Source organism: Synechococcus sp. CCAP 1479/9 (genome assembly GCF_019038535.1).
GTDB lineage: Bacteria > Cyanobacteriota > Cyanobacteriia > PCC-6307 > Cyanobiaceae > Cyanobium.
The window spans coordinates 86,802-107,635 of sequence record NZ_JAFKRK010000024.1 but is presented as its reverse complement, the minus strand read 5'-3'; the positions used below and the strand labels follow the sequence as shown (position 1 = coordinate 107,635).

The 20,834-nt window shown below is 71.6% G+C and carries 20 protein-coding genes; 8 read left to right on the top strand and 12 right to left on the bottom strand.

Annotated features, from left to right (window positions below):
• The first annotated feature begins 62 nt into the window (after window positions 1–62).
• Together sir and KUG38_RS10165 are read left to right on the top strand one after the other, a co-directional pair.
• Complete coding sequence (sir, locus tag KUG38_RS10170; protein ID WP_216921057.1) at window positions 63–1,832, top strand: sulfite reductase, ferredoxin dependent; 1,770 nt, start codon at window positions 63–65, stop codon at window positions 1,830–1,832.
• Window positions 1,832–2,275 (top strand): hypothetical protein, encoded by a 444-nt coding sequence (locus tag KUG38_RS10165; protein ID WP_216921056.1) that lies wholly within the window; start codon window positions 1,832–1,834, stop codon window positions 2,273–2,275. The genes sir and KUG38_RS10165 overlap by 1 nt, the downstream gene beginning before the upstream one ends.
• Here KUG38_RS10165 and KUG38_RS10160 read toward each other — a convergent pair.
• The 11 genes from KUG38_RS10160 to KUG38_RS10110 all read right to left on the bottom strand — a co-directional run bounded on the left by KUG38_RS10160 (window position 2,236) and on the right by KUG38_RS10110 (window position 12,953).
• On the bottom strand, window positions 2,236–2,955 hold the full coding sequence (locus tag KUG38_RS10160) for a M15 family metallopeptidase (RefSeq protein WP_216921055.1): 720 nt from the start codon (window positions 2,953–2,955) through the stop codon (window positions 2,236–2,238). The two genes, KUG38_RS10165 and KUG38_RS10160, sit on opposite strands and share 40 nt — an antisense overlap.
• A 36-nt stretch (window positions 2,956–2,991) precedes the next feature.
• Window positions 2,992–5,466, bottom strand: a complete 2,475-nt coding sequence (gene recG / locus KUG38_RS10155; protein WP_286195870.1) for an ATP-dependent DNA helicase RecG — start codon at window positions 5,464–5,466, stop codon at window positions 2,992–2,994.
• Between the two features lie 35 nt (window positions 5,467–5,501).
• On the bottom strand, window positions 5,502–6,611 hold the full coding sequence (locus tag KUG38_RS10150) for a hypothetical protein (protein ID WP_286195869.1): 1,110 nt from the start codon (window positions 6,609–6,611) through the stop codon (window positions 5,502–5,504).
• A gap of 10 nt (window positions 6,612–6,621) precedes the next feature.
• The gene (gene tsf / locus KUG38_RS10145) at window positions 6,622–7,281 is read right to left on the bottom strand and encodes a translation elongation factor Ts (protein ID WP_106219942.1); all 660 of its coding nucleotides are present in this window, start codon (window positions 7,279–7,281) and stop codon (window positions 6,622–6,624) included.
• A 38-nt stretch (window positions 7,282–7,319) separates the two neighbouring features.
• On the bottom strand, window positions 7,320–8,036 hold the full coding sequence (gene rpsB / locus KUG38_RS10140; protein WP_094584520.1) for a 30S ribosomal protein S2: 717 nt from the start codon (window positions 8,034–8,036) through the stop codon (window positions 7,320–7,322).
• Window positions 8,037–8,144: 108 nt separating this feature from the next.
• Complete coding sequence (locus KUG38_RS10135; RefSeq protein ID WP_216921728.1) at window positions 8,145–9,083, bottom strand: glycosyltransferase family 2 protein; 939 nt, start codon at window positions 9,081–9,083, stop codon at window positions 8,145–8,147.
• Window positions 9,084–9,198: 115 nt separating this feature from the next.
• Window positions 9,199–9,354: an Asl3888 family RNA-binding protein gene (locus KUG38_RS10130; protein ID WP_011293689.1), complete on the bottom strand. Its 156-nt coding sequence runs from the start codon at window positions 9,352–9,354 to the stop codon at window positions 9,199–9,201.
• Window positions 9,355–9,396: 42 nt separating this feature from the next.
• On the bottom strand, window positions 9,397–10,140 hold the full coding sequence (locus KUG38_RS10125) for a DevA family ABC transporter ATP-binding protein (protein ID WP_216921053.1): 744 nt from the start codon (window positions 10,138–10,140) through the stop codon (window positions 9,397–9,399).
• A 19-nt stretch (window positions 10,141–10,159) separates the two neighbouring features.
• Complete coding sequence (gene devC / locus KUG38_RS10120) at window positions 10,160–11,326, bottom strand: ABC transporter permease DevC (protein ID WP_216921051.1); 1,167 nt, start codon at window positions 11,324–11,326, stop codon at window positions 10,160–10,162.
• A complete protein-coding gene (locus tag KUG38_RS10115) occupies window positions 11,323–12,189 on the bottom strand; it encodes an efflux RND transporter periplasmic adaptor subunit (protein ID WP_216921049.1) in 867 nt (288 codons plus the stop codon). Before KUG38_RS10115 ends, devC begins: the two co-directional genes overlap by 4 nt.
• Window positions 12,190–12,200: 11 nt before the next feature.
• On the bottom strand, window positions 12,201–12,953 hold the full coding sequence (locus KUG38_RS10110; RefSeq protein WP_216921047.1) for a phycocyanobilin:ferredoxin oxidoreductase: 753 nt from the start codon (window positions 12,951–12,953) through the stop codon (window positions 12,201–12,203).
• Window positions 12,954–12,995: 42 nt separating this feature from the next.
• Here KUG38_RS10110 and KUG38_RS10105 point away from each other — a divergent pair, with 42 nt between their 5' ends.
• Both KUG38_RS10105 and KUG38_RS10100 read left to right on the top strand, forming a co-directional pair.
• A complete protein-coding gene (locus KUG38_RS10105) occupies window positions 12,996–14,270 on the top strand; it encodes a M16 family metallopeptidase (protein WP_216921045.1) in 1,275 nt (424 codons plus the stop codon).
• Window positions 14,267–15,592 carry a M16 family metallopeptidase gene (locus KUG38_RS10100; RefSeq protein WP_216921043.1) on the top strand — a complete coding sequence of 442 codons (1,326 nt, stop codon included), beginning with the start codon at window positions 14,267–14,269 and terminating at the stop codon, window positions 15,590–15,592. Before KUG38_RS10105 ends, KUG38_RS10100 begins: the two co-directional genes overlap by 4 nt.
• Here KUG38_RS10100 and KUG38_RS10095 read toward each other — a convergent pair.
• Window positions 15,552–15,836 (bottom strand): NAD(P)H dehydrogenase assembly family protein, encoded by a 285-nt coding sequence (locus tag KUG38_RS10095; protein WP_353617774.1) that lies wholly within the window; start codon window positions 15,834–15,836, stop codon window positions 15,552–15,554. The two genes, KUG38_RS10100 and KUG38_RS10095, sit on opposite strands and share 41 nt — an antisense overlap.
• 108 nt (window positions 15,837–15,944) lie before the next feature.
• On the opposite strand from KUG38_RS10095, the gene KUG38_RS10090 reads away from it, so the two are divergent.
• Genes KUG38_RS10090 through KUG38_RS10075 form a run of 4 tightly spaced genes read left to right on the top strand, consistent with a single transcriptional unit; the run spans window position 15,945 to window position 20,761 of the window.
• Window positions 15,945–16,526 carry a biotin transporter BioY gene (locus tag KUG38_RS10090; protein ID WP_233133811.1) on the top strand — a complete coding sequence of 194 codons (582 nt, stop codon included), beginning with the start codon at window positions 15,945–15,947 and terminating at the stop codon, window positions 16,524–16,526.
• Window positions 16,526–17,002, top strand: coding sequence for a signal peptidase II (gene lspA / locus KUG38_RS10085; RefSeq protein ID WP_216921042.1), 477 nt, complete (start codon window positions 16,526–16,528; stop codon window positions 17,000–17,002). Before KUG38_RS10090 ends, lspA begins: the two co-directional genes overlap by 1 nt.
• Window positions 16,983–19,169, top strand: a complete 2,187-nt coding sequence (locus KUG38_RS10080) for a transglycosylase domain-containing protein (RefSeq protein WP_216921040.1) — start codon at window positions 16,983–16,985, stop codon at window positions 19,167–19,169. Before lspA ends, KUG38_RS10080 begins: the two co-directional genes overlap by 20 nt.
• Window positions 19,166–20,761: a YcjF family protein gene (locus KUG38_RS10075; protein WP_216921038.1), complete on the top strand. Its 1,596-nt coding sequence runs from the start codon at window positions 19,166–19,168 to the stop codon at window positions 20,759–20,761. Before KUG38_RS10080 ends, KUG38_RS10075 begins: the two co-directional genes overlap by 4 nt.
• Window positions 20,762–20,834 lie beyond the last annotated feature (73 nt).

Sequence of the window (20,834 nt, the reverse complement as noted above, 5' to 3'; positions counted from 1 at the left end):
ACCTCCGGCGGTGCGCCACGTCCCGTTCGCTAGTTTCAGTTCAGATACCGTTCCGCATGCCGATGTCCTCGACGACGGTCGCCGACAGCACGTCGCTCCCATCGGCTCCTCCCGCCAAGCCCCCCACCAAGCAGGAGGCGCTCAAGGCCGGCAGCGGCCACCTGCATGATCCCCTGGCGGGCGAACTGGGCAACGATCTGCCCAGCTTCACGGATCCCGCCGTCCAGATCCTCAAGTTCCACGGCAGTTACCAGCAGGACGACCGGGACAAACGCCGCAAGGGCGCCGACAAGGACTGGCAGATGATGCTGCGGCTGCGCAACCCCGGCGGGCGCATCCCCACCTCCCTTTACCTGGCGCTGGATGCCCTCGCCGATCGCTTGGGCAACGGCACCCTGCGGATCACGACGCGCCAGGCCTTCCAGATGCACGGCGTCCAGAAGACCGACCTCAAGGAGGTGATCGGCGGCATCGTGCGGGCCCTGGGCTCCACCCTGTCGGCCTGCGGGGACATCAACCGCAACGTGATGGCCCCGGCCGCCCCCTTCGAGCGCGACGGCTACCCGGAGGCCCGCCTGCTGGCCGATCGCATCGCCGACCTGCTGGCTCCCCAGGCCGCCGAGGGCTCCTACCTCGACCTCTGGGTCGACGGCGACCTGAGCTATCGCATCAAGCCCAAGGGCCCGGTGAAGAAGGCGCGCCGTCTGCAGGAGAGCGGTGCCGTGTTCAGTGGTGACGCGGCCGAACCCCTCTACGGCTCCACCTACCTGCCGCGCAAGTTCAAGGTGGCCGTCACCGTCCCCGGGGACAACTCGGTGGACCTGCTGACCCAGGACATCGGCCTGGTGCTGTTCAGCGACCCCTCCGGCCGGCCGCTGGGCTGCAACGTCTATGTGGGCGGTGGCATGGGGCGGACCCACAACAAGGACGAGACCTTCGCCCGCACCGCCGATCCCCTCGGCTATGTGGCCGCCGCCCATGTGCTGGAGCTGGTGCAGGCGATCGTCGCCCTGCAGCGGGACCACGGCGACCGGGAGCAGCGCCGCCACGCCCGGATGAAATATCTGATCCACGACCGGGGGGTGGACTGGTTCCGCACCGAACTGGGCCGGTACTTCCCCCATCCGATCAAGGGGATGCGCCGGGAGCCCCCCGCCGTCCTCACCGACTACCTGGGCTGGCATCGCCAGTCCCCGGGTCTGTGGTTCGTGGGGCTGCCGGTGCTGTGCGGACGCCTGCAGGGGGAGCTCAAGAGCGGCCTGCGCCGTCTCATCGAGACCTACCAGCTGGAGGTGCGGCTCACCCCCAACCAGGACCTGCTGCTCTGCAACATCGGCAGCGCCCAGCGGGCGTCGGTGCGGGAGGGTCTGGCGGCCCTCGGCCTCACCGCCCCCGAGGCGCCGGCCCCCCTGGCCCGCCATGCCCTGGCCTGCCCGGCCCTGCCCCTGTGCGGCCTGGCGATCACCGAAGCCGAACGGATCCTCCCCGAGGTGCTCGACCGCCTCGAGGCCCTGCTGGAGCGGCTGGAGATCCGCAAACCGCTGCTGGTGCGCATGACGGGCTGCCCCAATGGCTGCGCCCGTCCCTACATGGCCGAGATCGGGCTGGTGGGCAGCGCCGTGGACGCGTACCAGCTTTGGCTCGGCGGCAGCCACGGCCTGACACGGCTGGCCAGCCCCTACCTGGAGAAGATGCCCCTGGAGAAGCTCGAGGCCACCCTGGAGCCCCTGCTGGTGGCCTGGCGCGACGAGGGCGGTCCCCGCAGCCGCTTCGGCGACTTCATCGAGCGGATCGGGGCCGAGCGGGTCACCGGGCTGCTCGCCGCCGCCTGATGGGCCACCCCTCCGCTGGCCCCATCCAGCCCCTTCTGGGCGCCCTCCTCGGCACGCTGCTGGCGGGGCTGCTGCCCTGCTCAGGGCGGACCAGTGAGGCGGCGGAGCGGCCGCGGGCGCCCGAGGCCCCGGTGCAGTACTTCCAGTCCGATCCCCTGGCCTGCCAGCCGGACTCGATCCGGGCCGCCTACAAGGCCCATCTGCAGCCCTTCGCCGACCAGAGTCCGGCGGTGCTGGCCAAGCTGCGCCGCGTGCAGGACGACATGACCCTGGCCAGCCTCAAGCGCTGCGTCCAGAAGGGTCTGCTGACCCGCCCCCAGGCCAGCGTTCTGTTCCGGGAACTGGGCCTGACCCTGCCGGGCACCGTGATCCCCGTCACCAACAGCCCGACACCCTCCACCGCTCAGCCCACACCGTCCCCGGCACCGGCCACGGCGCCGTAGAGGGCCTGCGGTTCGCCGCGGCGCCAGGCCCAGAGCTGGTCGCCGTGGCTGAAATGCCACCACTCGTTGGGGTGCTGGGCGAAGCCTGATTCCTCCATTACCGCCGCCAGCAGCCGGCGCCGTTGGTGCCACTCGGCGGCCTCGCTGCCGGGGGCGGCCCCGGCGTGGTGGTCGGGCTCGGAGATGGCGCCGATCGCGTCGATCTCCCCGCCCATGGCCAGGGGGCGGCCGCTGGCCTCGGCCAGGGTGAGATCCACCGCGGCACCGGTGCTGTGGGGGGGCGGGGTGGCCGGATCGGCACTCGGCGGGGCCCAGAAACGATCCACCTCCGCCGCCACGGCCTGCTGGGGGAGGCCGAAGGCGTCGGGGTCGAGGCCCCGCTCGCGGCAGGCCTCACGGAAGGCCTGGCGGACCATGAACGCCTGAACGGCGATGGGGCGCCAGGCGTCGAAGATGGCCAGCCGCCAGTGGGGCCGACGCTGCTGCAGCCGCTCCTGGGCCCGCTCCAGCCGATCGATCACACCGCGCCGCAGCCGGAAGGGACTGGCACCGGCGCCATAGGGCGCCCCCAGGGCCTGATAGGGATGGGGCTCGAGCCGCCACAGGCTCGGCGGCAGGTCGTTCAGGGGCTCGCCCCCATCGGCGATGGGGATCGGACTCCAGGGGCGCAGGGGCGGCATGGGGGCGGCGGGTCCGGCTCGGCCCGGTGGTCTGGCTCAATTCAACTGGGCCGCCTCCACCGAGCGGCGCCGCTGGGCCTCGAGGGCCCCGCGCAGGTGCGGGTGGTTGGCCAGGTCGGGATCCAGCGACAGAATCCGCTGCGCCGCCGTGCGCGCCTCCTCAAGCACCGCTCCGTCGTCGCTGAGGCTGGCCAGGGCCAGGTCCGGCAGGCCCGACTGGCGGGTGCCGAGCACCTGGCCGGGCCCCCGCAGCCGCAGGTCCATCTCGGCGATCTCGAAGCCGTCGCTGCTGCGGGCGAGCAGCTCCAGCCGCTGGCGGGCCATGGCGTTGTCCCCCTCGTGCAGCAGCAGGCAATGGGAGGCGGCGGCCCCCCGACCCACCCGGCCCCGCAACTGGTGCAACTGGGCCAGACCGAAGCGCTCCGCATGTTCGATCACCATCACGCTCGCCTCCGGCACGTCCACCCCCACCTCCACCACCGTCGTGGACACCAGCACCTGGGAGTGCCCGTCCTGGAAGGCGCTGATGGCGCGCTGCTTCTCATCGCCAGTCATCCGACCGTGCAGCAGGCCCACCGTGAGTTCGGGAAACACCTCCTCATCGAGGTGGCGGTGCACCTCCACCGCCGAGCGCAGGTCGAGCTTCTCCGATTCCTCCACCAGGGGCAGCACCACGTAGGCCCGCTGCCCCTTGGCCACCTCCTGACGCACCAGCTCCCAGGCGCCAGCGCGCTCGGATCCCCGCAGCAGCCGGGTGCGGATCGGCGTGCGGCCTGGCGGCAGTTCATCGATCTGGCTGAGGTCCAGATCGCCGTGGATCGAGAGGGCCAGGGTGCGGGGAATGGGGGTGGCGGTCATGGTGAGCAGATGGGGCTGGAGCCCCTTGGCCAGCAGCCGGTTGCGCTGCCGCACGCCGAAGCGGTGCTGCTCATCGACCACCACCAGCCCGAGGCGGTCGAACTGGACAGGATCCTCCAGCAGGGCATGGGTCCCCACCAGCAGCTTCACCTGGCCGTTGACCAGGTCCTGCAGCACCTGGCGGCGGCGGCGGGCGGGGGTGGAGCCGGTGAGCAGCTCGATGCTGACGTCGAGCTGGGGCAGCCAGCCGGCCAGCTTGTGGAAATGCTGGGCCGCCAGCACCTCGGTGGGCGCCATCAGAGCCCCCTGGCAGCCGGCGGCAATGGCCCCCAGCAGGGCCGCCAGGGCCACCACCGTCTTGCCGCTGCCCACATCCCCCTGCACCAGCCGGGCCATGGGCTGGGGGCGCTCCATGTCGGCGCGGATCTCCGCCAGCACGCGGCTCTGGGCGCCGGTGAGGGGAAAGGGCAGCAGGTCGAGGAAGCGGCTCACCAGGTCCTCGCCGCCGCTGGGCAGGAGCAGCGGCGGCGCCGGGGAGCGGCGCAGGCGCTCGCGCCGCTGCCCCAGGGCCAGCTGCAGCAGCAGGAATTCATCGAAGACCAGGCGCCGGCGGCAGCGCTGCAGCTCCTCGCGGTCGGCGGGGCGATGGAGCCCCAGCAGCGCCTCGCCACGGCCCGTCAGGCCCAGCTCCAGGCGCAGAGACTCCGGCAGGGGATCGGGCCAGCGGCTCGCCGCCGGCAGCACCGCGGCGATGGCCCGGCCGAGGGCCTCGCCACTGAGGCCCTCTGTGAGGGCATAAACGGGCACGAACCGTCCGATCCGCTCCGACCGCACCGGCGCGCCGGGGGCCTCCAGCACCTCCAGCAGGGGATCGCCGAAGCAGGGGCCATAGGGGCTGTCCTTCACCAGCCCGCTGACGGCCACCGTGGCCCCCACCGGGTAGAGCCGCTGCTGGGCCTTGAGCCAGCCGGGACTGCTGAAGCGGCGACCCGCAAAGAACCGCGTCACCTTCAGTCGGCCCGTCACGTCCTGCAGCTGCAGCTCCAGGATCGCCAGGTTGGGGTTGCGGGGGCTGCCGAAGGCATGGCAGCGGCGCACCGTCGCCACGATGGTGGCGGTCCGCCCCGGCTCCAGGGCCGCGATCCGCACCAGATGGGCGTAATCGAGGTAGTCGCGGGGGTAATGGTGCACCAGATCGCGCACCACCAGCAGGCCGAGGGCGGCGAGGCGGGTGGCGGTCTTCGGGCCGATCCCGGGCACCTCCGCCAGGGGGGTCTGGGGATCGAGCCGCTGGGGAGCGCCGGCGGTTGGCCCCACCGCAGGATCAGGGGCCCCCAGCCGCAGGCGTGGGGGTCCCACGGGCCGGACCTCCTGCCGGCGGCGGCGCAGTTCATGCAGCGCCTGCCGCAGGCGCCGCACCAGCGACTGGCGGCCCGCCAGCGCCAGGGCGCCGTAGCCGGCGAAGTCCCGGGACAGGGCGGCCAGCTGCTGGCGCTCGGCGGCTTCGAGCCCCTCCGGCGCCGCCGCCAGGGAGCTGCCGATGAAGCCGCTGAAGCGGTCGCGACGCCCCTGGAGATCTGCGAAGCCGGCTTCGGCCTCGAGGCGGCAGGCCAGCTGCAGGGGTGTGCACCAGCGCTCCAGGGCCTCAGGCAAGGACGCCGCCGGCCCTTCCACGGAGGGGGTGCCGTTCAGTCGCTCGGAATCGATGGGGGGCGGATGTCCTGCAGCCAAAGCTGTTCGGCCTGATGGATCCGTAGCCGCCGTTGCAGGCGACGGAACTGCTGGGCCATTCTGCGAACCTCCTGCCGATGCTGCTGCAGCCGCCGCCGGCAGGTGCGCAGGCGGGGTTCCTCCAGCTCCAGATCCGTGGGCCGCAGCAGCACCGCCAGCGTCTGGGCCTGGGGTCCGCGGGCGCCAGGGAAGGGCAGGGGCAACCGCATCAGGTTGGCGGGGGCGGCCATCGTCTCGAGCTGGCCGGCCAGGACCGCATCCAGCAGGCTCACCGGCAGCAGGCTGCGGCTCACGCCACCGCGCAGCAGCTCCACATTGATGGCATGGGAGAGGTTGCGCAGCCGCCGGGCCAGGGCCAGCTCCATGCCGTCCATCCAGCGCAGCACCCGTTCGGGATCGTCGGGAAGCCGCCCCGCCTGCCACAGGGAATCCTCCTCGGAGCCCTCCGGGGGCTCCTCGTCGGGATCGTCGCGGCCGTCGTCGGGATCGTCGTGGCTGTCATCCTCCCGGTCGTCGTCCCGGTCGTGGGGGCGCACGTCATCCTCATCGTCCCGCTCCCCTTCGTTGGTGTCCGGCGGGTGGGCTTCCCCATGGCCGAGAGCCCCCCAGAGGAAAGATCCGCCGGCGAGGGGCGGTGCAAAGGCGATCTGCACCGATCCCGGCGGCAGGGACTCCGGTTCCCCGCCCCCGCTCTCCCCCTCCCAGGTGAGTTCCTCCAGCAGCTGTTCCCGGTCGTGGCGGTCGCGGCGCTGGCGCTCCCGGGAGATCTGGGCCGCCAAAATCACCAGCTGCTCGACCGTGAGCAGGCTGCAGCAGCGCCCCACCAGCTCCTGGATCTGGCCATGCAGCAACCTCCTGCCCTCAACCGGGAGTTCGGTGTAGCGCTGGGGGTGGACCTGGGTGGCGAGATGGAAGCAGGCCTGGCGGACCTGCTGGGGCAGCGCCTGCCGCAGTACCTGGAGGTACAGGGCGACGTGGCGATAGAGCTCCGGGTTCGACTGCGTCAGCCGCCGGGTCAGGGCCTGGAGCTGACCCGGCAGATCGATCGAATCGGACGGGTCGCTCAACGGCTCCGGCTCAGGCCGCCTTGCCCATCGCCGCCACTTCAGCGGCGAAATCCGACTGCTCCACCTCAATGCCCTCACCGAGGGTGTAGCGGGTGAAGCGGCGCACCCGGATGTTCTCGCCGGTCTTGCCGGCGGCCGACTTGACCATCTCCCCGACGGTCACGGTGTTGTCGCGGATGAAGGGCTGGTCCATCAGGGCCAGTTCCTTGAGGCGCTTGCCGATGCGCCCCGCCACGATCTTGACCTTCATCTCCTCCTTCTTGCCGGCGAGATCGTCGCGACCCATCTCGATGGACTTCTCCCGCTCCGCCACTTCGGGGGGGATGTCGTCGGTGCTGACGTATTCCACGTTGGGGCAGGCGGCGATCTGCATCGCCACGTTGCGCACCAGCTCCTGGAAGAGCTCACCGCGGGCCACGAAGTCGGTCTCGCAGTTCACCTCCACCAGCACGCCGACGCGGGCACCGGTGTGGATGTAGCTGCCGACGGCCCCTTCGGCCGCCGTACGACCGGCCTTCTTCTCGGCGGTGGCGATGCCCTTCTGGCGCAGCCATTCGGCGGCCTTGGTGGCATCCCCACCGGATTCGGTGAGGGCCTTCTTGCAGTCCATCATGCCCGCGCCGGTCTTGTCGCGCAGGTCCTTGACGAGCTTGGCAGTGATCTCAGCCATGGGGTGGGAGTAGGGGAGGTCGGGAGGGAGAGAACGGCTCAGGCGTCGTCGTCGCCGCCGCGCTGATCCTGCGCTCCATGGCGGCCTTCATTGATGGCATCCGCCAGCCGGCCCAGCACCAGCTGGACGGAACGCACGGCGTCGTCGTTGCAGGGGATGGGAACGTCGCAGAGATCGGGATCGCAGTTGGTGTCAAGCATGGACACCAGGGGGATGTCGAGCTTGCGGCACTCGAGCACGGCGTTGGTCTCACGGCGCTGATCCACCAGCACCACCACATCGGGCAGGCGGCGCATGTTCTTGAGGCCGCCCAGATACTTCTGAAGACGGTCGAGCTCACGCCGCAGCACGGCGGCTTCCTTCTTGGGCCGCATGGCGATGGCGCCGGAGGACTCCATGCGCTCCAGGTCCTTGAGGCGGTCGATGCGGGCCCGCATCGTGCTCCAGTTGGTGAGCATGCCGCCCAGCCAGCGCTGGTTGACGTAGGAAGCGCCGCAGCGGGCAGCTTCCTGGGCGATGACCTCGGAGGCCTGCTTCTTGGTGCCGACGAACAGGAAGCGCTTGCCGCTGCGGGCGGCACTGCGGGTCCATTTGTAGGCGTTGTTCATGCAGACGGCGGTCTGCACGAGATCGATGATGTGGACTCCGTTGCGCGCGCAATAGATGTAGCGCGACATCTTGGGATTCCAGCGACGGGTCTGGTGTCCGAAGTGGGCACCAGCTTCCATCATCTCGGCGAGAGTGACGACAGCCATTGGGGTTGTGGGGTTTCGGGTTGGCCTCCACCTGCCAGGGATGCCGCTCCCAGGGAAGGGGGGCGGATCACCCGAAACGTGCAGGTGTGCGGTGTTGGTGTGACCGGGTCAACCTACCAAATGGCCCTGCTGGCGGGCTTCGGCATGGAGGGCCCGCACCCCGAAGCGGTTGAGGGGCAGCCGCAGCAGCTCCATCGCCAACCCCGCCTTGTCGTGGCGGATCAGCCAGCGCAGCAGGGGCCTCAGGGTCCGTTCATTGATCAGGCCGCCGAGGGTGAGCAGCTCCCACAGGGCCAGATGCAGCCAGGTGTACTGGATGATGAAGCGCACCCGCCGGGTGGGGTGCTTGCGGTAGAAAACCAGGCCCATCTTGGCCCGTTCCCGCTCCACCCGCACCAGATCGGGGATCTGCTCGAGGCTCAGGGGCGGATGCCAGTGGTAGCCCACGGCCTCGGGGCAGCGCACCAGCCGCACGCCCATGCGACGCAGCCGTTCCCCGAGCTCCAGATCCTCCCAGCCGTAGAGGCGGAAGCCGGTGTCGAACAGGCCCGACTGCTCCAGCACCCGGCGGTCGATCGCCACGTTGCCGGTGGCGAAGTAGGCCCAGGAGAGATCCCGCAGCTTGTGGGGCTCCGACGTGGGCGCTTCGAAGTTGTGGGTGTTGATCACGGCGCCGTAGGTGAAGCAGAGCCGGTCGCCGCTCTCTTCCCAGGCCCGCGCCAGGGCCGTGGCGTGGTGCAGCAGGAACCGCTCCGTCACCACCAGATCACTGTCGATAAAGACGATCACATCGCCGCGGGCCTCGTCCACGCCCCGGTTGCGACCTTCGGCGGGGCCACCGTGGTCCTGGCGGATCAGGCGCAGATGGGGGAACGCGGTGGCATGGGCATCCAGCCAGCGCACCGTGTCGTCGGTGGAGCCGTCATCGACCAGCACCACCTCGTAGGCCTGCAGGGGGCCGCCGGTCTCCTGGAGTTCCAGTGCCTGCAGGCACTGGCGCAGGATCGGCAGCCGGTTGTAGGTGGGGATGACGACGCTGATGAACATCGGGTAAAGGTGCGAGGCAGGGCCGCAGGCAGCGGGTGGGTCGGTCGTGGCAGCCATGAAAAAAGGGGGATCCCGATCGAATCCCCCCGGTGCCGCCTTGACCGGACAGGCGTGATCAGTCGGCGGCGCCGCCGTTGTTGGCCGTGCCGGTCACGCCGTTGCCGGCCCCTTCACCGCGGCCGTCGTTACGCAGCTTGCGCTTCTTGAACTTGCGGGCGTAGGCCCGGTTGCGCTCCTGCTTTTCCTTCTTGAGGTTCCTGCGTTTCGACATAGGTGATGCGAGCCTTGAAAAGACTGTGATGCTCCACCCTACTCACCCGACCACGGCCTCACCGGCCCACAGCCGGCCATCCTCCATCCGCACCAGGCGGTCGGCCACATCGAGGATGCGGGGGTCGTGGGTGACCATCAGGACGCCGCAGCCCTCGTCCCGGGCCAGGCGCTGGAGCAGTTCCACCACCTCCCGGCCGGTGCGGCTGTCGAGGGCGGCGGTGGGCTCGTCCGCCAGGAGCAGGCGGGGGTGGGCGGCGAGGGCCCGGGCGATCGCCACCCGTTGCTTCTGGCCTCCGGAAAGGTCGTGGGGGAGCTTGCCGAGGTGGTCGGAGAGGCCCACGGCCCGCAGCCATTCCCGGGAGAGGTCACGACGGGCGCGGTAGCCCAGATCCGGCAGCAGGTCGGCCCCCATCTGCACGTTCTGCTCGGCGGTGAGGCAGCGCAGCAGGTTGTGGCCCTGGAAGATCATGCCGACGCTGCGGCGCAGCAGCTGGCGCTCATGGCGGCTGGAGCCGTTCAGCTCGCAGCCCAGCACCCGCACCGACCCCTCCATCACCTGGCGCAGGGCCCCCACCAGGGTGAGCAGGGTGGTCTTGCCGCAGCCGGAAGGCCCCGTGAGCAGCACCACCTCGCCGGGGTGGATCTCCAGATCGATGCCCTGGAGCACCTGGCGCCGCATGGCGCCGGTGCCGTACCAGTGGCTGAGCCCCCGCACCGACACCGTGGCGGAGCCATCGGCCGTTCTGGCGACGGGCGGGGCGGAACCGGTGTGGAGCGTGGTCATCGGCTCAGGAAGGAAGGGCTCAGAAAATGTCGGCCGGATCGGCGTCGCCCAGCTTGCGCATCGCCATCGCCGCCGACCCCATGCACATCACCAGGATCATCAGGAAGACGGTCATGGACCGGTCGCCGGCCATCGCCACCGGCAGCTTGGTGGCGGCATGGATGGCGGCGTACAGCACCTGGCCGGCGATGTAGGCGGGCACGTAGCCGAAGATCGCCAGAAGCAGCCCCTCGCGCGCCACCACCCCCAGCAGGGTGAGCAGGCTGTAGCCCATGGCCATCAGGGTGGCGTATTCGGGCAGGTGGTCGCTGACGTCGGAATAGAGGATCTGGTAGACGATCACGCAGCCCACCACGAAGCCCATGGCAGCGCCCAGGGTGAAGATGAAGCCGATGGCGGTGCTGGTGCGCCAGTAGTCCATCTCCAGGTCCAGGAAGCCCTGCTTGGTGAGCACGGTCACGTCCTCCGGCAGCAGGCGGCGCAAGCGGTCCACCACCTGGGCGGGGTCGGCCCCGGGACGCAGGCGGATCAGACCCAGCTCGATGCTGCCGGGCGGGTTGTTCGGCACCAGGCTCAGCAGGGTTTCCCGGCTGGTGAGGAGGTTCCCGTCGGCACCGAAGGACGGCCCTGAACTGAACAGGCCCGCCACCCGCAGCCGCTTGCCGGCCACCTCACTCTCCACGGTCCGGCCCTCCCGGAACCACTTCGCCACCGGTCCGAACTCATCGCGGGAGAGGTCGTCGAAAAGCACCCGGCCCTTCTGGGTGAGGCGGGGCGCCATGGCGGTGACGGCCGGATCAAGAAACAGGGGATCCCCCGGCTCAAACCCCAGGGCCAGGATCGAACGCGTGCCCTTGGTCTCGGGGTTGCGCCAGAGCAGCAGGTTCCAGTGCACCGGGGTGATGCCGGTCACGTCCGGATCGGCCTTGGCCTGCACCAGCCGTCGCTCGGGGAAGCCGGTCATGCTGATCGAGCTCTTGCTGCGGGGGCTGAGCAGCACCAGATCGGTGTCGAACAGCTTGTGCACCGTGACGCTGGAGTCGAACAGGGCGTCGCGGAAGCCCAGCTGCATGAACATCAGGATCCCGGCGAAGGTGATCCCGGCCAGGGCCACCGCCAGGCGCATCGGCTGGCGGGTGAGCAGCAGCCAGGCCAGCGGGATGCGGCGTCCCTGCCAGAGGCTCATGGCTGCATGCGGGCGATGACCTTGAGGCCGCTGAGGTCGGCGACCTTCGCCCCATCCTGGGGATCAAGCCGCACCCGCACCTCGACGACACGGGCATCGGCGTCGCCGGTGGGATCGGTGGAGAGGACCTCCCGCTGGCGGACCTGGGGACTGATGCGCGTCACGGTGCCCCGGAGGGTGCCGTCGAAGCCGCCGTTTTCGCTGGTGAGGGTGACCGCCTGGCCGACCCGGACCCGATCGATGTCGCTCTCGTAGACCTCGATCGAGGCCTCCATGCGATCGCTGGCCCCCAGCTCGAGGATGCCCTTGTCGCCGGGCCGTTCGCCGACGCGGGACTGGATGCGCAGCACCGTGCCGTCGATCGGGGCCCGCAATTCGGTGTTGACCAGGTCGGTGGTGGCCTTGACCAGGGAGGCCCGGGCCTCCTGCAGCTGACCCTGAAGCTCCAGGGTGCGCTGCTCAAGCACGTCGAGATCGGCGGCGGAATAGGCGCCGTCGCTGGCCAGCTTGCGATAGCGCGCCAGGTCGCGGGTCTGGATGGTGAGCCGGCGGCTCAGGTTGGCGATCCGGGTGCGGATCAGCTCGAGTTCCGCCCGTTGCAGGGGCTGGTTGTCGAAACGGGCCAGCAGCTGGCCCGCCCGCACCCGGTCACCCTCGGCCACCAGCAGCTCGGTGATGCGGGGGCTGCCGCCGATGCCCGTGATCGGCGCCGCCAGGATGCGCACGTCACCGTCGGGCTCCAGTTGGCCCAGGGCCGCCACGGCCTCCACCGGGGCCGGCGGACGGGCGACTGCGGCGGCCGGAGGCTTGGCGGGCTGCAGGCGCTGGTACAAGACGACACCGCCTACCAGCAGACCCGCCACACCGGCGACGATCAGGCCGTTGCGCCAGGGACCGGTGGGTCGTCGAAGAGCAGGTCCTCGATGTAGCGGTCCGCCCACTGGGGGTTGAACGCCTTCTCCAGCACCCTCCGGGTCTTGTCGTTTTGTTTCTGTTGCTTGCAATACCTCAGCTGCCCGCTCCATCGCGCAACCGTAGCCGGATCGTCATGGGCTTGGGAAGGGCTCGTTGCCGCCGCTGTGGCCAGCACGCCGAGGAACGTGGCCACCTCGTCGACGAACCCCTTTTCCTCCGCCTCCGACTCCGGCCGCACGAACAGCACGTGGGGGGAGAAGATCGACCCCCAGGGGGGCAGCTCGCGCACCTGGGCAAAGGCGGGCCGGGTCCGGTCGGCCAGGGCCGCCGCGATCGCCTCCGGCAGGGTCTCCCCAACGGGGGAGAGATCGACGATGGCGGCGCTCACCCCGGCCTTGCCGGCGACGATGTCGGCGCCGAACACCGGCAGGTCGTAGCGGGGATCGGGGAAGAAGACGCAGTGGAGGATCTGCAGCCCGGCCCCGAGGCGCGCCGTCTCCAGGTGCAGCTTGCGCAGCCCCCGGCAGCGGTGCACCTCGTTGCGGATGAACAGGGCATCCCCGTCCAGGCTGCCGCTGATCGCCTCCAGTTCCGGGTCGATCGCCAAAGGGGCCAGATCCGGCAGAGCGTTGCGACAGAGCCGGATCCGCTCCGCCAGGGAATCCACCAGGGGGTGGATGCCACCGTCAACGGCCGGTGCGACCTCACCCATGGACACGTCGTCACAGCAGAATGCGGATCCTGCCATGCATCCGTGAGCGATTCCCTGGGTTGTTGCGGGTCCTTGCTGCCCGGTCTGGCCGCCCCCGTCAGCCACACCCTCGCCAACGGGGTCGAACTGGTGCAGCTCGACCTGGAGGACGCCCCCCTGGTCTGCCTTGATTTCTGGTGCCGCGCCGGCAGCGCCTTCGAGACACCAGCGGAGAGCGGCCTGGCCCATTTCCTCGAGCACATGGTGTTCAAGGGCAGCGACGGGCTGGCGGCCGGGGAGTTCGATCGCCGCATCGAGGCCCTGGGGGGCAGCAGCAATGCCGCCACCGGCTTCGACGATGTCCACTTCCACGCCCTGATGCCCCCGGAGGCGGCGGCCGAGGCCCTTGATCTGCTGATGGATCTGGTGCTGCAGCCCCGGCTCGACGCCGACAGCTTCGCGATGGAGCGGCAGGTGGTGCTGGAGGAGCTGGCCCAGAGCGAGGACCAGCCCGAGGAGGTGGCCCTGCAGCGGCTGCTGTCCCTGGCCTGTCCCGACCATCCCTACGGACTGCCGATCCTGGGGCGGCGCCAGGCCCTGCTGGACCATGACCCGGCCGCCATGGCGGCCTTCCACCACCGCCAGTACGCCGCCGGGCGCTGCGTGCTTTCCCTCGCCGGTGCCGTCGGCGACGGCGCCCTGATGGAGCGGGCCGCCGCCGGCCCGCTCGCGTCCCTGGCGGCGAGCGGGGCGCCGATGGCCCCGGCGGAACTGCGGGTCACCCCGGGGGAGCACCGGCTGGCGGTGCCGCGGCTCGAGGCCGCCCGGCTGCTGATGCTGTGGTGGCTGCCTCCCGCCGCCGATCTGGAGGCCATGGTCGGGGCCGACCTGGGCACCACCGTGCTGGCGGAAGGGCGCCGCAGCCGCCTCGTGGAACGGCTGCGGGAGCAGCTGCAGATCGTGGAGAGCATCGATCTGGATCTGCATGCCATGGAGGGCGGCAGCATCGCCCTGCTGGAGGCCGTCTGCGATCCCGAGGAGCTGGGCGAGGTGCGGCAGGCCATCGAGCAGGTGTGGCAGGAGCTCCGCCAGGACGCCCTGGCTGAACAGGAGTGGGGACGGGCCCGGCGCCTCGTCGCCAACGGCTACCGCTTCTCCCTGGAATCCCCCGGCGGCGTGGCCTCCCTGATCGGCAGCAGCCGTCTCTGGGGCCGGCCCCAGCCCCTCGGCCATCCCCTGGAACTGCTGGAGCGCTGGTCGCCCCAGCGGCTCCAGGAGCAGATGCTGCCCCTGCTGGATCCGGCCCGGGCCTGCGTGCTCGAGGCGGTGCCGGCATGAGCATCGCCCCCCCACCCGGAAGCGAAGACAGCCGCGTCCTGGAGGGCGGCCTGCCGCTGCGGATCCTGCACCGGCCCGGGCCGGCGATCCTGGCGGCCCGCCTCGCCATTCCCGGCGGCAGCGGCCGCGACCCCGCCGGTGCCCGCGGCGCCCACCAGCTCCTGGCCGGCAGCATGACGCGCGGCTGCGGCGCGCTCGATGCCGAGGCCCTCGCCGACTGCGTCGAGGGGGCCGGTGCCGCCCTGCGGGTGGAGGCCCACGAGGACGGTCTGGTGCTGGCCCTGAAGTGCGCCGCCGACGACGCCACCACCCTGGTGCCCCTGCTCCTGGCCATGGCCCGGCGGCCCCGGCTCGAGGCCGACCAGGTGGCGATCGAGCGCCAGCTCAACCTCCAGATGCTGCAGCGCCAGAAGGAGGACCCCTTCCAGCTGGCCCACGACCAGCTGCGCCGGCTGCTCTACGGCGACGGGCCCTACGGCCATGACCCCCTCGGGATCGAAACGGAACTGGCCGGCCTCGGGCCGGACGATCTGCGCCCCCTGGTGGAACGGCTCGGCAGCGACGGCGCCGTCCTGGTGCTCTGCGGCGACGCCCCCGCCGACCTGGGGGAGGCGCTGGAACGGGAACTGGCGGCGTCCCCCTGGAACACCCACGCCCCGGTGACCCAGCCCTTCGCCGGTCCGCCGCCGGCCACGGGGCCCCTGGGCCAGCAGGTGCAGGACACCGAACAGGTGGTGCTGATGCTGGGGGCCGCCACCGTTCCCCTGGCCCACCCCGACGCCCTGGCCCTGCGGTTGCTGCAGGCGCACCTGGGCCTCGGCATGTCCAGCCGTCTGTTCATCACGATGCGGGAGGAGCGTGGTCTGGCCTACGACGTCGGTGTGCACCTGCCGGCCCACGCCGGCGGCGCGCCGTTCGTCATGCACCTGTCCACCTCGGCCGAGCGGGTGGCGGAAGCCACCACCTGCCTGCTGGACGAGTGGCAACGGCTCCTGGAGGAGCCGTTGGACGAGGGCTCACGGCTGCTGGCCCTGGCCAAGTTCCAGGGGCAGGACGCCATGGGGCGCCAGACCTGCTCCCAGATCGCCGAGCGCCTGGCCCTGGTGCTCAGCCAGGGCCTGCCCGCCGACCATGTGCGCCGGGTGCTGGTGCGGGCCCCTGGCCTGGCCGCCGGGGATCTGCGCTCGGCCGCCCGCCGCTGGCTCGCCTCCCCGGCCCTGAGCCTGGTGGGCCCGGCCCCGGCCCTGGCGCAGGCGCAGCTGGCCTGGCAGAACCACGGCCTCAGCCGTCGGCCGGGGCGGGTTCCAGATCCGTCGCGTTGATCAGGAAGGTGCCGCGGCGGAAGCGGATGGCCCGCAGATCCAGGGCCCTGATCTCCACCACGCGGCCCACCTCCCCCGGATCCACCAGATCCGGCGGGCGCAGCATCGGCATCGGGTCGGCGGTCTTGATGTAGCGCAGCGGCTGGCGCAGCCGCACGGCATCCCCCAGGTGGATCTCGACCGGCGGAACCGTCGGCGCCATCTCCTCGGCGGCGGGCGGGTCGGTGGGGGTTGAATCCGGCATCGGTACTGGGTCCGGCTGTAGGGGGCTCCGGGGCTACGGGTGCCCGGCGGGCGGGCTGGGGGGGGCCCTTCTCAGCCGAACCTAGCTGCAGCAGGATGGGCGCCAGCCATGGACGGTTCATTGCGGGCCCTTGCCACCTGGAGCGGAGCGATCGCCGGCCTTCTCCTGATTCTCGTCGGCGGTCTGGTGCCGGCTGCCTTTCCGGTCCATGAGGCCGCGGGCTGGGCCGTGCGTCCGCTCGGCATCACCCTGCAGGTGCCGGCCCTGCTCCTGACGGCCCTGGTCTGCGGTCCCCGCAGTGCCACGCTGGCGGCTGTGGCCTATCTCAGTGTCGGTCTGTTCCAGCTGCCGGTGTTCCATGAAGGGGGCGGCGTCGGCTACCTGCTCGATCCGGGCTTCGGCTACCTGGCGGGCTTCCTGCCGGCCGCCTGGATCACCGGCAAGCTGGCGCGCCAACCGGGCATGGACGATCCCCTGACCCTCGCCGGCGCCGCCGCCATCGGCCTGGTGGTGCTGCACCTCTGCGGCCTCGCCAACCTGCTCCTGGGGAGCCTGGCCGGCCGCTGGGGCGGGGACACCCTGACCCTGGTGGTGGGTTACAGCCTGGCCCTGCTGCCCCAGCTGCTGCTCTGCTGCGCTGCCGGTGTCCTGGCCTGGCTGCTGCGCCGTCTGCTGCTGGTGCCCTCGTGATGGCAAGAACGCTGCGCCAGCGGCTGGCCCCCCTGCTGCTGGCGGCCCTCGCCGTGGGGCTGGATCAGCTCAGCAAGCGCTGGGCCCTGGAACACCTACCCAGCGGCAGCATCCAGCCGCTCCTGCCCGGCCTGCTGCAGCTGCAGCGCGTCAGCAACACCGGGGCGGCCTTCAGCCTCTTCGCCGGGGCGCCGAACCAGCTGGGCCTGGTGAGCGCCCTGGTGAGCCTCGGGCTGCTGTTCTGGATCCTGTGGCGTCCTCTCGCCGGCCTCTGGAACGTGCTGGCCCTGGGACTGCTGCTCGGGGGCGCCGTCGGCAACGGCATCGACCGCTGGCGCCACGGGGCCGTGGTGGACTTCCTGGAGTTCGTCCCGATCCATTTCCCGATCTTCAACCTCGCCGACGTCGCCATCAACCTGGCCGTGGCCTGCTTCCTCATCGACCTGCTGCGACCCCATGCCGACCGCCATCCTTGAAGGGCTGGAGCAGCGGCTGCGGCCCCGGGCTCCCGGCCCCCGGCTCACGGTGCAGCGGCCGGGCCTGCCGGATCTGGAGCAGCCCCTGCACGGCAGCCTCTACCGGATCGGCCGCGCCGCCGACAACGCCATCGTCATCGACCACACGGCGGTCAGCCGCTACCACGCCCTGCTGGAGAACCACGGCGGGCATTGGCTGCTGAGCGACGCCGGCTCCACCAACGGGCTGTGGTGGCGGGGCCGGCGGGTGCGGGAGCTGGTGCTGCGCGAGGGGGACCGGGTGCGCTTCGGGCCCCCCGATCAGGCGGATCTGCCCACGCTCCTGTTCGAGCGCGACGGCAGCACCCGCGTGGACAGGCTGGGGCGCTGGGGGGCGCGGGCCGCGGCGGCCGTGGCCGGCGGCGGCAGCCTGCTGCTGGCCCTGTCCCTGCTCCAGGTGCCCACCCGCGGCAGCCTGGCGACGGTGCGAGGCCCCCTTCTCCTGTACGACCGCCAGGATCGACCGGTGGCCTCCGTGGCCGATCGCAAGCGGCGCGAGCTTGCCGAGCTCGGGGCCTACCCCCCGGTGCTGATCGATGCCCTGCTGGCCAGCGAGGACAACCGCTTCTGGTGGCATCCGGGCGTGGACCCGATCGGCACCGCCCGGGCCCTGGTCACCAACCTCCTGGGGGGCCGGGTGCTCGAAGGCGGCAGCACCCTCACCCAGCAGATCGCCCGCAGCCTGTACCCGGAGCAGGTGGGGCAGGGGGAAACCCTGGGGCGCAAATGGCGGGAGCTGCTGGTGGCCCTGCAGCTGGAGGCCCGTTTCAGCAAGGAGGAGCTGCTGCTCAGCTACCTCAACCGGGTCTATCTCGGTGCCGTCTGGGGGTTCGAGGACGCCTCCCGGCGCTTCTTCAACCGTCCGGCGTCGGCGCTGAAGCTTGAGGAGGCCGCCCTGCTGGTGGGCCTGCTCCCCTCCCCGAACGGTTACGACCCCTGCGTCGATCCCGCGGCGGCCCTCGCCTCCCGCAACCAGGTGCTCGACAAGATGGCGGCCACCAACCGCATCTCCGCCGACCAGGCGCGCCGCGCCCGGCGCCAGCCGATCCGCCTGGCCGCGGACGCCTGCCGCTCCGCCCAGCAGCGCGGGGCGCCCTTCTACACCGACCAGGTGCGCCGCGACCTGGAGAACCAGGTGGGCAAGGCGGTGGCCGCCGAGGGCAACTTCCTGATCGACACCCACCTCGATCCGCTGCTGCAGGAGCGGGTCGAGCTGCTTCTGCGCCAGCGCATCGACGCCAGCCGATCCCTGGGGGTGAGCCAGGGGGCGGTGGTGGTGCTCGACAGCCGCACCGGAGGCATCCGCGCCATCGCCGGCGGCCGGGATTATCTGCAGAGCCAGTTCAACCGCGCCTCGATGGCCCTGCGCCAGCCGGGCAGCACCTTCAAGCTCGTGCCCTACGTCGTCGCCCTGGAGCGGGGCGCCCGGCCCGGTGATCGGATCGGCTGCGGACCGCTGGACTGGGGCGGCCAGCACTTCAGCAGCGGCTGCGGCGGCAGTCTCAGCCTGCGCCAGGCCATGGCGATCAGCAGCAACACCGCCGCCCTGCGGCTGGCCCGCAAGGACGGCCTCGACGCCGTCGTCAGCAAGGGCCGGGACCTGGGCTTCACCAGCCCCCTGGCCCCGGTGCCGGGCCTGGCCCTGGGCCAGAGCGAGGTGACCCTGCTGGAGCTCACGGCGGCCTATGCCGCCGTCGCTGCCGACGGGCTCTGGCGGGCCCCGACCACGATCCGGCGGCTCACCGATGCCGAGGCGTGCGCCGCTTCCCCGACGGGGGCAACACCGGCCGGTGCCGATTGCCGGACCTCCGCCGGCAGCTCCAGGGCGGTCACCAGCCCGGGACGGCGGGTGATGAGCCCCGCCACCGCCAAGGCGATGCGGACGCTGCTGGAGGCGGTGGTCAGCGGCGGTACCGGCAGCGCCGCCTACGTGGGCACCGGCAGCTGGGGCAAGACCGGCACCACCAACGAGGGCCGGGACCTGCTGTTCGTGGGCTATGCCCCCAGGCGCCAGTGGGTGATCGGCATCTGGCTGGGCAACGATGACAACAGCCCCACCGCCGCCAGCAGCTCCCTGGCCGCCTCCCTGTTCGGCGAGATCGTGCGCTCCGCACCGCCGGGACCGTGAAGCTGCCGCCGCGGCTCTGGATCTGGGTCGTTCTGGGTCTGCTGGCGCTGGTGGTGCTGGGCATGGTGCTGCAGGCGATCCAGCAGCTGCAGTGGACCCTGAGCACCTGGCTGCCCTACTGGATGGTGGGGCCGCTGATGCTGGTCATGCTGGCGGCCCTGGTGGTGGCCCTGGCCCAGGTGGGCTGGCCCTGGCTGCGCCGGCTGCGGCAGGGCGGGACGATGGGCCCCGGCAAGTCCGCCCCCGCGGCGGTGCCCTCCAGCCGCCGGGAGGCGGCCCAGCGGAACCTGGGCTCCATCGACCGCACCCTGGCCCAGGTGCGCGACGCGGTGGAGCGGGAGGCCCTGCGTCAGGAACGGCAGCGGATGGAGGCGGAGCTGGAGCGGGGCGACCTGGTGATCGTTGTCTTCGGCACCGGCTCGACCGGCAAGACCTCCCTGATCCGCGCCCTGCTGCAGGAGCTGGTGGGGGAGGTGGGGGCGCCGATGGGCTCGACCACGGCCGCCACCCGCTACCGGCTGCGGCTGAAGGATCTGCCCCGGGCCGTGATCCTGGAGGACACCCCGGGAATTCTCGAAGCGGGGCGCGAGGGCCGGGAGCGGGAGCGCGTGGCCCGGGAACTGGCCGCCCGGGCCGACCTGCTGCTGCTGGTGCTGGACGGGGACCTGCGGGCCAGCGAGCTGGAGGTGTTCGAGACCCTGGCGGGGCTGGGCAAGCGGCTGCTGCTGGTGCTCAACAAATGCGACCTGCGCGGTGAAGAGGAGGAGCGTCGGCTGCTGGCACTGCTGCGGCAGCGCTGCGCCGCCCGCCTCGGCCCCGAGGATGTGATCCCCACCAGTGCCGCCCCCCAGAGCGTGCCGATGCCGGGCGGCAAGCCGCTGCAGCCGGCGCCGGAGGTGGAGGCCCTGCTGCGCCGCATCGCCGCCGTCCTGCATGCCGACGGGGAGGAGCTGATCGCCGACAACCTGCTGCTGCAGTGCCGTCGCCTCAGCCAGGCCAGCCAGGATCTGCTCGACCGCCAACGCCGCAGCGATGCCGGCACGATCGTCGACCGGTACATGTGGATCGGCGCCGGGGTGGTGATGGTGACGCCGCTGCCGGGCATCGACCTGCTCGCCACCGCCGCGGTGAACGCCCAGATGGTGGTGGAGATCGGCCGCGTCTACGGGGTCAGCCTCAGCCGCGAGAACGCCCAGGATCTGGCCCTGTCGGTGGGCCGCACCCTGGCGGGCCTCGGCCTGATCAAGGGGGGGGTGGGGCTGATCACCTCGGCCCTGAGCCTCAATCTTCCCGCCCTGGTCGTCAGCCGGGCGGTGCAGGCGGTCAGCGCCGCCTGGCTCACCCGGGTGGCGGGCCGCAGCTTCATCACCTACTTCCGCCAGAACCAGGACTGGGGGGATGGCGGGCTGCAGGAGGTGCTGCAGCGTGAGTACGACCTCAACCAGCGGGAGGGGATGCTGCGCCGCTTCCTGGAGACGGCCCTCAGCCGGGTGGTGGAACCGCTTCAGCAGCGGCAGGCGCGGCGGCTGCCGCCACGCCCAGGGCCTCGGGGGGCGGGGGCTGAAGGGGACCGCGGGAATCCAGGACGGTGATCAGCACCAGATAGGCCACCCCGATCAGGATCGAGAGGGCGCCAGTGAGGATCGCCACCCACCGGCCACGGCG